Source organism: Chromobacterium aquaticum, assembly GCF_021129195.1.
Classification (GTDB): domain Bacteria; phylum Pseudomonadota; class Gammaproteobacteria; order Burkholderiales; family Chromobacteriaceae; genus Chromobacterium; species Chromobacterium aquaticum.
This window is the reverse complement of record NZ_JAJOHW010000263.1, coordinates 1-1,544: the sequence shown is the minus strand read 5'-3', so window position 1 is coordinate 1,544 and position 1,544 is coordinate 1. Positions and strand designations below refer to the sequence as shown.

1 protein-coding gene is annotated in these 1,544 nt (G+C 70.7%); it reads left to right on the top strand.

Annotated features, from left to right (window positions below):
• Positions 1 to 230 precede the first annotated feature (230 nt).
• Positions 231 to 1,544 (top strand): MFS transporter (locus LQT98_RS23640; protein ID WP_231465689.1); only part of this gene is annotated, 1,314 nt, incomplete at its 3' end.

The window sequence follows — 1,544 nt, the reverse complement described above, 5'->3', positions numbered from 1 at the left end:
TGATCACCCTGGACGCGCTGCCTTCGCTCAGGCAGCGCGTCCAGGGTGATCAGCAGATTGAGGTCGGGCATGGGCATGGCCTCACCTTAGCACAACGATATATGGCGTCAAACGCAACTATTCAGTGCAAACCATGCGTCTTCCGCCTGCCATGGCGGCGGCGTAGCCTGTATCGGGTCCGCGTTGGCGGCTCCGGCGTTCGGGGCCGGACGCGGCGGGGAGTCGTCCTCATGCCTGTTCCCGCATCCTCTTCGTTTTCTTCCGCCGCCGCGCTGGCCAGCCTGGCCTTGGCTATCCTGCTGGCCTCGCTGGGCACCAGCATCGCCAATGTCGGCCTGCCCACCCTGGCCACGGCCTTCCAGGTGTCTTTCCGGCAAGCGCAATGGGTGGTGCTGGCCTATCTGCTGTTGATCACTCTGGCCAGCGTCAACGCTGGCCGGCTGGGCGATCAGTTCGGCCGCCGCCGCGCGCTGCTGGCCGGCATCGCCCTATTCACCGTGGCCTCGGTGGGCTGCGGCACGGCCGAGGCCTTCTGGGCCTTGCTCGCCGGACGAGCGTTGCAAGGCGTCGGCGCCGCGCTGATGCTGGCCCTGGGCATGGCCTTTGTCGCGGATATCGCGCCGCGCGAGCAGGTGGGCCGGGCGATGGGGCTGTTGGGTTCCATGTCCGCCGTCGGCACCGCGCTGGGACCGTCGCTGGGCGGCGCCTTGATCGAGGCCCATGGTTGGCGCGCCATTTTCTGGGTCAAGCTGCCGCTGGGCGCGCTGGCTTTCGCGTTGGCCTGGCGCGCATTGCCGGCGGAGCGCGGCCCCAGGGCCGAGCGCGCCGGTTTCGACGCCGCCGGCAGCGCTTGGCTGGCGCTGACCCTGGCCGCCTACGCCTTGGCCCTGACCCTGAAGCAAGACCATTCGTCGGGGCATTTCGGCGCGCTCAACGCCGCCTTGTTGCTGGCGGCCGCCGTTGGCTGCTGGTCCTTTGTCCGGGCCGAATCCAAGGCCGCCGCGCCCTTGCTTGACCTGGCCCTGCTGCGCGATCCGGCGTTGGCCGTCGGTCTGCTCGGCAACGTCCTGGTGTCCACGGTGATGATGGCCACCCTGGTGGTGGGGCCGTTCTATCTGGCGCGGGGTTTAGGGCTGGACGCCGCCGGCGTCGGCCTGGCGATGTCGGCGGGGCCGCTGGTGGCGGCCTTGAGCGGGGTGCCGGCCGGGCGGCTGGTGGACCGCTGCGGCGCGGTTGCTGCGGCGCTGGCAGGTCTGGCCGGGATAGCGGCCGGCGCCTTGGCGCTCGCATTGCTGCCGGCGCGCCTGGGGCTGGCGGGCTATTTGCTGCCGCTGATCGCGATCACCGCCGCTTACGCCTTGTTCCAGGCCGCCAACAACACCCTGATCCTGGGCCGCGCCGCGCCGCGCCAGCGCGGCCTGGTGTCCGGCCTGCTCAATCTGTCGCGCAATCTGGGCCTGATCAGCGGCGCGTCCTTGATGGGCGTGGTGTTCGTCGCGGCCAGCGGGGCCGCAGACATCGCCGCCGCCGCGCCGCCGCAAGCG